We start from the raw sequence: 7,983 nt of genomic DNA, 5'->3' as shown, positions 1-7,983 counted from the left end.
GCGGTGCCGACGAGCGGGTTCTGGATGGCGTTGCCGCCTTTGGTTCGGATCATCAGGCCTTTGGTCAGCTGGTCTCGGGTGGCCATCTGATCGAGGGCAGTCTCCGCCTGGACCCAGCGGCCGTAGGCCTGGCAATAGGCCGCCAGGGCAGCACGATCGATTTCCGAGAGGATGCCGAGGGCGCAGAGTTGTTGGCTGATCCTGATCCACTCCGCGCAGGCCTCGGCCGTCAGATGCGGGGGCGGGTCCGGGCAGCGCGGCACTGGTCTGGGTTCACCCGGATTGCGACGGTCGGCGCGGTCGGTGCCGGTGACCAGCTTCAGCCCGCTGGGTTTGGGTTTGCGTCCGCGCATGACCCCCTCTTCGAATTCTGGCATCCTGGAAATTGTGCTCCCCCCGCCGGTCGCGGTCGAGAACGTGCAAAGATAGACCCACCCCCGGGGGTTGGAATAACTATACCCCAGACGCTTGCTCATTGGAATCCTGTCAGTTTCCGACAAATGCCGACACGGGCCGACCTGTCCAATGTTTGTGTCGATGAACCCGGCCGAAGGTCAGGTCACGGCGTGAAGCTGCGCGATCCGGGAGCGCAGGTTCCTGACGTTCGACACATGCCACCGCCCGCCTCTCCGGGTCTGGATGCCGCGGGCGTTGAGCTCTGTGGCCAATGCTCGAAGCGAAGTATGCCCTTCGGATTGCAGGGCGGCAATCACTGGCGCGAGGTCGCGGGCGAAGCTGTCGGCGTTGTGGCGGACGGTCTCGTGGAGCGCCGTGCCGCCTTTGCCGGCGCGTTTGAGGGCGGCGGCGCCGTTGGGGTTGCCGAGGCGGACGCCGCGGGCCTTGGCGGCGGCGAGGGCTTCCTTGGTGCGGCGGGAGATGGCGTCGCGTTCGGCCTGGGCGACGAGGGCCATGATGCCGACGGTCAGATCGTTGGCCTCGGGCATGTCGCAGGCGAGGAAGCGGACGCCGCTGGCTTGCAGGGTGAGCAGGAAGGCGGCGTTGCGCGAGAGGCGGTCGAGTTTGGCGATGACCAGCGTGGCGCCGGTCAGGCGGGCGAGGCTGAGGGCCTTGTCGAGTTCCGGGCGGTCGTTGCGGCCTCCGCTTTCGACCTCGGTGAAGCGGGCGAGAACCTCGGCCGACCGCGCCCCGGCGAAGGCATCGATGGCAGCCCGTTGCGCCTCGAGCCCGAGACCGGACCGGCCCTGGCGGGCGGTGGAGACGCGCTCGTAGGCGACGAGCCGGTTTGGGGCAGTGCTGCGGGCCATGTACACACCTGCGTAACCTTCGTTTGGCAGGTCTGTACGTCGCTCGACAGGGCTCCGAAGTGTAGTCCCGAAAGATCAAAGATCCCTGTCGAGGGTAATCTGAACCGGCTCCCTCGGCTTGTCGGTCCGGGGCGGTTTCGGGTTCCAGCCGTCCATCGGCTTCTCGAAGCGCTGTCCGAATTCATCGATGCCCACGATCGTGATCTGGATCTTGTCGACTGGCTCGGGCGCGCCGCTCACCGGCATGTCGATGCGGGTCCGGGCCACGGGCGTCAGGCCAAGCTCGGTCATGTAGCGCCCCATGAGCTCCAGCTGCTTGTTGGTAATCGTCAGCCAGGGCGACTGCTGGACATAGCCGCTCGGCGTCTTCAGGAGCGCCGGGGTGTCAGCAAGGCGTTGCTCGGCGTCCACCCAGCGCCCCCAGGCTTGGCAATAGGCCGCAAGCGCCGCACGGTCCGCGATGGTCAGCAGGCCGGCGCGGTGCAGCGGCGTGGCCAGCCGTCGCCACTCCTTCTTCGCCACGGGGGAGAGGTGGTCCGGGCAGCGAGGAGGCGCGTTGAGCGGCGTTTCCGCGAGGGTGCCCGACTTTGGACAGGGTTTGCGTCCGCGCCGCATCAGCCCAGCCGGACGAACAGACGGCGCAGGGCGTAGCTGCGCAGGAGAGAGAGCAGCGTAAAGCCCGCGCTGATGGCCAGATGCTGTCCGAGCCCAGCGGCGAGGCCGACCAGCGGGAACAGCGCGACTTGCAGGGCAAAGGCGGTGCAATAGCCGACGACGACATTGGCGAGGGCCTCGAGGGCGGATTGGCTGCGGGACTGGCTCATGCGGCGATGCCTTCCCGATCTCTGGTGACGGCGTCGAAGCTTTGCCCGGTGCCGTCCAGCACGGCGGGCTTGCCGGTAAACCCCTGCCAACGCTGGATAATCACATCGACGTAGGCCGGGCTGAGTTCCATGGCGTAGCACACCCGCTTCGTGGTCTCGGCGGCGATCAGCGTGCTGCCCGACCCGGCGAAGGGCTCGTAGACGGCCTGACCGGCGCTGGAATTGTTCAGGATCGGCCGCCGCATGCATTCGACCGGCTTCTGCGTGCCATGCACGGTGGTGGCGTCCTGATCGCGGTTCGCAATGCTCCAAAGCGTCGATTGTTTGCGGTCGCCGGTCCAGTGCCCCTTGCCGCGGACGGCATAGATCAACGGTTCGTGCTGCCAGTGATAGTGCCCCCGGGACAGCACCAACCGTTCCTTGGCCCAGATGATCTGGCTGCGGATCTCGAAGCCGCAGACGACAAGGCTCTCCGCCACCGTGGTCGCGTGCAGCGCCCCGTGCCAGACATAGGCCACATCGCCGGGGAACAGCGCCCAGGCCTCGTGCCAGTCGGCCCGGTGGTCGTTCAGCACCTTGCCCGTGCGTTTGGTCTTCGCAGCGCCGGTCTCGTTGCGCCAGGCGGGGTCGTAATCCACGCCGTAAGGCGGGTCCGTGACCATCAGGTGCGGCTGTATCCCACCAAGCAGACGCGCGACCGCCGCCCCGTCCGTGGCATCCCCGCAGAGCAGCCGGTGGGACCCGAGCTGCCAGAGGTCGCCGAGTCTGGACACCGGATTGGACGGCGGCTCCGGCGTCTCCTCCTCCCGCGCATCGCCTGTGCCGTGGCCCAGCAACGCATCGAGGTCCGCGCCATCGAAGCCGAGACTGCCAAGGTCGATGTCGAGCGCCGCGAGGTCGCCCAGTTCCAGCGCCAGCAACGCCCGATCCCACCCCGCCTGTTCCGCCAGCCGGTTGTCGGCGAGGATGTAGGCGCGCTTCTGGGCATCGCTCAGATGGGTCAGCTCGATCACCGGCACGCGCTCCAGCCCCAGCCTCTGCGCCGCCAGCACCCGCCCGTGGCCCGCGATGATGCCGTTCCCGCCATCGACCAGCACCGGATTGTTGAACCCGAACGCCCGGATCGACCCGGCAATCTGCGCCACCTGCGCCTCCGAATGGGTGCGCGCATTGTTGGCGTAAGGGATCAATTCGGCCACCGCCCGCCAAGCAACAGCCTTTGCGCCAGGGGCTTCCTGCCCATCAAACCCGTCCACCGCCCGCTTCGCCATGACCCCGCCTTTCATTTGGACTGCGGTCCTCGCCTGTCTCCCGGGCAGTCTATCACAGAGGCTATCTCATTGTAATTATGACAATAATAGACAAGTATCGCCATGTGCCGCCACGGCGGCGTCAAGACTTCCCGGCAACATGGCACCTGCCAAACGCAAGCAGCTTGCGGGATAGCGCGGACACGATGGCAATTATCGGAACGGATCGGGCCGCCAGGCAGCCAGCGCACCAACGGCATCCTCCAGCTTGCTCCTGGCCGCTTCGGAAGGACCTTCGATCCACCAGCAGCGCTGCCACCCTCGGCCGCGTCCTGGACGCTTGTAGGAAGCCGATTTAAGGGACAAACCCTTATATATACTAATAAGGGTTTGTCCCTTAAATCCGGTCCTTGCGAAGACCTTCTTAGCTTGTTCTGCGTTAGCAAGAATATCCGGGTGCAGCGTTGCCGCATCTGCCGGACTGTCGACCGCGATGCCGGCCAGAAGCATTCGCTGCAGGATATCCGGCTGCTCTGTCTCCCAGGTCAGAAGCGCGTCGTGCACCAGCGGCAGGGCTACATCCGCCAGCAGATATACAATGAGCGGGTTTTCCGCAGTCCGGTTTACGCCGCGCCCGCGGCCGATGGCCTGTATCAGTTCATCATCGCAAACGGCGGCTCTGAGACTTTCCGCAGCCTTCTGCGGATAGCGCATGGCCCGCACCGCCTGAGGGGGCCCTTGGCGCATGTGGACGCCGATCGGGGTCCACACCGGAGCTTCCTGCACATCGTCTCCAAAGAACCCGTAAGCGAGTGTGTCGAGCGCGCCCGGCGACGGCATCGGGCGTCCGACCACGATCAGTTGCGCAACGGTTCCGAAGCAATCCAGTCCGGCCAATCCGTTGAAGTGCGCCGTCACGACGGAGGGGATGGCAGCGAAGGTCGCTTCCAGAGATCTGTGCGTCACGACCAGTGTGCCACCGCGGGAAGGCATGCGGGCTTTCCAGGACACCCAGTCGACCACAGCCCGGAGCCGTCGGTGACAGGCGCGTTGCTCGTCTGCCGCCATGTCGTCTCGCGCGATGAGGGCGGATTTGCTGAAGCGGCCATGAACTTGAGTCAGATGCATATGCGGCGCGACAACGTCCAGGTGCCGGTTTTCCATCGGCGGCAAGACTGCCGATGCAAGGTCGGGCCGCAGGGTTGCATCGAGGTGCAACAGGGGCACGTTTGCAAAATCCGGATGCATGCTCTGCAAACGCGTGACATGCAAGAGGTGCGCGCCGCTGTCCGGATCAGGCGGCAGGACCTTGAGGCCCGGGATGATCTCCGCGCCTGAGACCAGCCCGTCCCGGGCGAGGCACCAGATGCGCGCCAACCGTCTCGCCTCGACATTGCGCGCAGCAACGAAACGCGCTCTTTGCAGGTCATTCGCATCTGCATCCGGTCGCAGGCCGGTGTTGTTGATCCGTGCATATTCCGCGGTCATCGCCTGCTCGCAGACCTCGGCCGTCAGGCCCCGAGCCAGAAGCGCTTCGGCCGGGACAGGTCCTGGCGACGACAGGGCGTCGCGCAGTCTGCACCTCAGAGCATCGAGGTCGGCTTGCCGTGCGGCGTCCGTGACCTTGCTCATTGTCCGACGCCGTCCGGAGAGCCCGGTGTATGTCAGGCTTTCAACCGTCATGTCTTCATCGGTTTCCAGCGCACGGCTCCAGCATCCTTCGTCGATCAGCAAGACACCCAGATCAGCGAGGCTTTCCGCAGGTTTGTTGAACAGCAGATCATAGGGGGCGACGACAATCTCTGCTCTTGCGACCTCAGCCTCGTTCTTCTTGCGCTGGCAGCCCTTCAGGTGGACGCATGTGACCTCCAGCGATGCCTTGCAGCAGGTCGGCGGCACAGGTTCTCCGGCGTCAAGCGCGATGCGCACAGCATTGAGGTTGCGACACATCGGTGCGCCGCTCTGAGGGTCCTTGCGCTCATACCCGCGCAGGACAGCAGCGGTGCGCCCGAGCTCCCGCCACTTCCCGGCGGTTTCCTCCGCAAGCGCGTGGGAGGGCGTGAGGAAGAGCACCCGATGCGGCCGGTTTGCGGACTGCAGACGATCGATCAGTGACAAGAGCGCTTCGCGCGACACAGCGCTCTTGCCCAGACCAACAGTGGCCCGCAGCCCCAGGCGTGGCGGCGGGTCATCCCGCTCGGGCTGATCGTGCCACCATGTGAAAGCTTCGTCGGCAAAGGCGAGAAGCTCCGATCTCAGCTGCGCCCGCCCGTCCTCGACGGACAGCGTCGGGGCGGAATACTCCGGCACCGGAAGCGCACCCATGCGGACGGGAAGTCGGCCCGCCTCGCTGAGCCGCAGCTTGTCCTGAACCTTTTTCGTGGCATCGTCCGGTCCATAGGCTTGCCCGGATGCCGACGACGGGCGCGACAGGTCCGCGGTCTCAAGAAACCGGAACCACGCCGCATTGGCGATAGCCTCGATGTCTCCTGCACGCCCCTTGTCGATGGCATCCCAGACTGCATGAAAGGCAATCGTGCTGAGCCAGCTGTCCCGTCCATCGACCACGCGACCGGAGGCTTCGCGCAGTGGAGCGGAGCCCTGGCCAGGCGACGTCGGCCTTGTCCGACAACCGGCGTGACCACCAGGCAGCGGCTGCGTGATCTCCGCGAGGAATGCTGATGCGCGCTCCACATCAAGGCTTGGCAGATCGTCCAGCGCGACGTCGAGGGGCGTGTCGCCCGTGACCCAGCGATAGGGCTGATGAGTTGCGGGATGTCGACCGAAGGTCACGAACTGCTGACCCGCGCCGAGGAGCTCCACCTGGCCGACCTTCATCTTCGCGAAGGGTGCGTCCGTTCGATAGAGCAGCAATCGTTTCGGCCAGAGCCCGACGCGCACCAGGGTTTCGCCGAAGCGCCGTTCCGCGAGCGCTTGCACCTCATGGGCAAGATCCGCGTCGAGGATGTCGATATCGAGACCGACCAGGCGCCCGGTCCTCAAGCCAACACCGCACCGAGCGTATTTCTGGCGCCAACCGTCGATTGTTGACGGGGTCATCAGGACACTGGACCAGCGCGAAACGGCCGGGACTTTCTGTCCCGGTTTCAACGGCAGGGGTTCGTAACCAAGATCGACCAGACGCTCGCAGGCTTCGCCAAATGTGACATGTCCAGCGCCTTCGGGGCGGCCAACGGCCACCCTGTCGGTTGTCTGATGGTCAGCCGGGTCGATTTGGTGTGACCCGGCCAAGGTTCAGGGCTCGCGACGATGGCGGGCCTCGTAGGCCTCGACGTCGCTCATCAGGTAGCGAACGCTACCACCCACCACGATCCAGGCCGGACCGAAGTGTTCTGCCCTCCAGCGTTCCAGCGACCGCGTGCTGAGGTTCCAGCGCTCGGCCAGCGCCCGAGTGGTGAGGGTGCCTTGCATTTCCGGCATCACCCGGCCTCCCGCTGGCACCAGACGGCATAAAGCGCCTGGCCATCCTCGGTGCGGCCGCCATCTTCGATCAGGTAGGTTCGGCCGGCCTCCAGCAGCATGGCAAAGTCCCAGGCTGCGTAGAGCCCGGGCAGCCGTTCGAAATTCTCATCAAAACCAGTCATCGGTGTCTCTCCAGACGACAGGCGGGATTGCCTGTCTGAACTGGAAAAGCCGGTCTTGAGGCCGGATTGGGACATCACGGGTTTTCTTTTTTCAGCCTCACCAAGAGGCGCTGACAGCGTTTGCGAGCGGCGTCATGGCTCAGGCCCAGCCGCGCCCCGGCGTCCTTTTGACTGAACCCGGCGACATGCACCGCGACCACGAGAACACCATCGGCACCGAACTCGGCCTGTGCCGCCTTCAGGATGGCTTCCGCGTCATCCGGTGTTGCGACGCGCAGGGTGAGCTCGGTTGCCAGTTCAGCCCTGGTGAGGCCTGGCACCTCTTTTCGGTACGCCCGTCTCAGGTCACGCTCGACATTGCGCAGTAGCGTGGCGGCGACCGAAATGATGCGGCTCGGGTGTGCTTGGCGGATGGTTACCGTGACCTGCGCGAGCAGATCGGCCTCCAGAACAGCGGTCTCCCGAAACGGCAGCAGTCGGCGCCGGATGACGCTGAGCCCGGGCCAAAGCGCGAGGATGAGCAGTTCGACAGCGAGGTCGGTGTGGGCACGGCCGGATGCGTACCCCAGCAATCGCGACAGCACGGCGTTCCGTGCGTCCCGATCCCCGCAGCGGCCATGCAGCCAGTCCAGCATGCGCGCCGGATCGCGGAAGCCAGAAGGGGGATGTTCGGCTGGAAAAAGTTCGGAGAAAGCCATCATACGGGAATGCCGGTTCACCGAGCGGACAAGGCGCGCGTAGAGCGCGGACCAGTTCGAGGACATGAGATGCCGGGTCTGGGGCCGGGCATCTCGCGCCTCTCATCGGGCCGGGTTCGGGCGTCGCGCGCCTCTGGAAAGGAATGGAAAAGGGGCGGCCGGAAAACCGACCGCCCGTCAGATCACGGCAGCCGCGTCAGCTCGTTCAGCGCGCCGCAGCCGCGGCACACCGACGTCACCGGCGCACTGACCAGGTACGGATGGCTCCGCGAAACAAGAATGCGGATACGGCCGTTCTCGATACGGCCAAGCAGCTTGCCGCAGCAGGTGCAGCGCCAGTC

At 65.5% G+C, this 7,983-nt stretch carries 9 protein-coding genes; all 9 read right to left on the bottom strand.

The window, feature by feature from the left end:
* The coding region (locus ACP159_RS25455) for a P27 family phage terminase small subunit (protein ID WP_425102484.1) at positions 1 to 353 on the bottom strand (353 nt) is incomplete at its 3' end.
* A 201-nt stretch (positions 354 to 554) separates the two neighbouring features.
* Positions 555 to 1,265: a recombinase family protein gene (locus tag ACP159_RS25450; RefSeq protein WP_425102429.1), complete on the bottom strand. Its 711-nt coding sequence runs from the start codon at positions 1,263 to 1,265 to the stop codon at positions 555 to 557.
* 75 nt (positions 1,266 to 1,340) lie between these two features.
* The gene (locus tag ACP159_RS25445; RefSeq protein ID WP_425102428.1) at positions 1,341 to 1,880 is read right to left on the bottom strand and encodes a phage terminase small subunit P27 family; all 540 of its coding nucleotides are present in this window, start codon (positions 1,878 to 1,880) and stop codon (positions 1,341 to 1,343) included.
* Positions 1,880 to 2,089: a DUF7220 family protein gene (locus ACP159_RS25440; RefSeq protein WP_425100246.1), complete on the bottom strand. Its 210-nt coding sequence runs from the start codon at positions 2,087 to 2,089 to the stop codon at positions 1,880 to 1,882. Before ACP159_RS25440 ends, ACP159_RS25445 begins: the two co-directional genes overlap by 1 nt.
* On the bottom strand, positions 2,086 to 3,375 hold the full coding sequence (locus ACP159_RS25435; RefSeq protein ID WP_425102483.1) for a site-specific DNA-methyltransferase: 1,290 nt from the start codon (positions 3,373 to 3,375) through the stop codon (positions 2,086 to 2,088). Before ACP159_RS25435 ends, ACP159_RS25440 begins: the two co-directional genes overlap by 4 nt.
* 177 nt (positions 3,376 to 3,552) lie before the next feature.
* Positions 3,553 to 6,540, bottom strand: a complete 2,988-nt coding sequence (locus ACP159_RS25430) for a bifunctional DNA primase/polymerase (RefSeq protein WP_425102482.1) — start codon at positions 6,538 to 6,540, stop codon at positions 3,553 to 3,555.
* Between the two features lie 54 nt (positions 6,541 to 6,594).
* Complete coding sequence (locus ACP159_RS25425) at positions 6,595 to 6,801, bottom strand: helix-turn-helix transcriptional regulator (RefSeq protein WP_425102481.1); 207 nt, start codon at positions 6,799 to 6,801, stop codon at positions 6,595 to 6,597.
* The gene (locus ACP159_RS25420) at positions 6,780 to 6,944 is read right to left on the bottom strand and encodes a hypothetical protein (protein ID WP_425102479.1); all 165 of its coding nucleotides are present in this window, start codon (positions 6,942 to 6,944) and stop codon (positions 6,780 to 6,782) included. The genes ACP159_RS25425 and ACP159_RS25420 overlap by 22 nt, the downstream gene beginning before the upstream one ends.
* A 74-nt stretch (positions 6,945 to 7,018) precedes the next feature.
* Entirely contained in the window at positions 7,019 to 7,708 is a 690-nt protein-coding gene (locus ACP159_RS25415) for a hypothetical protein (RefSeq protein WP_425102478.1), read from the bottom strand.
* Between the last annotated feature and the right edge of the window lie 275 nt (positions 7,709 to 7,983).

This window comes from Tropicibacter sp. S64 (genome assembly GCF_049803835.1).
Taxonomy (GTDB): domain Bacteria; phylum Pseudomonadota; class Alphaproteobacteria; order Rhodobacterales; family Rhodobacteraceae; genus Pacificoceanicola.
The sequence above is the reverse complement of the archived record's forward strand: the minus strand, read 5'-3'. Positions and strand labels throughout refer to the sequence as shown.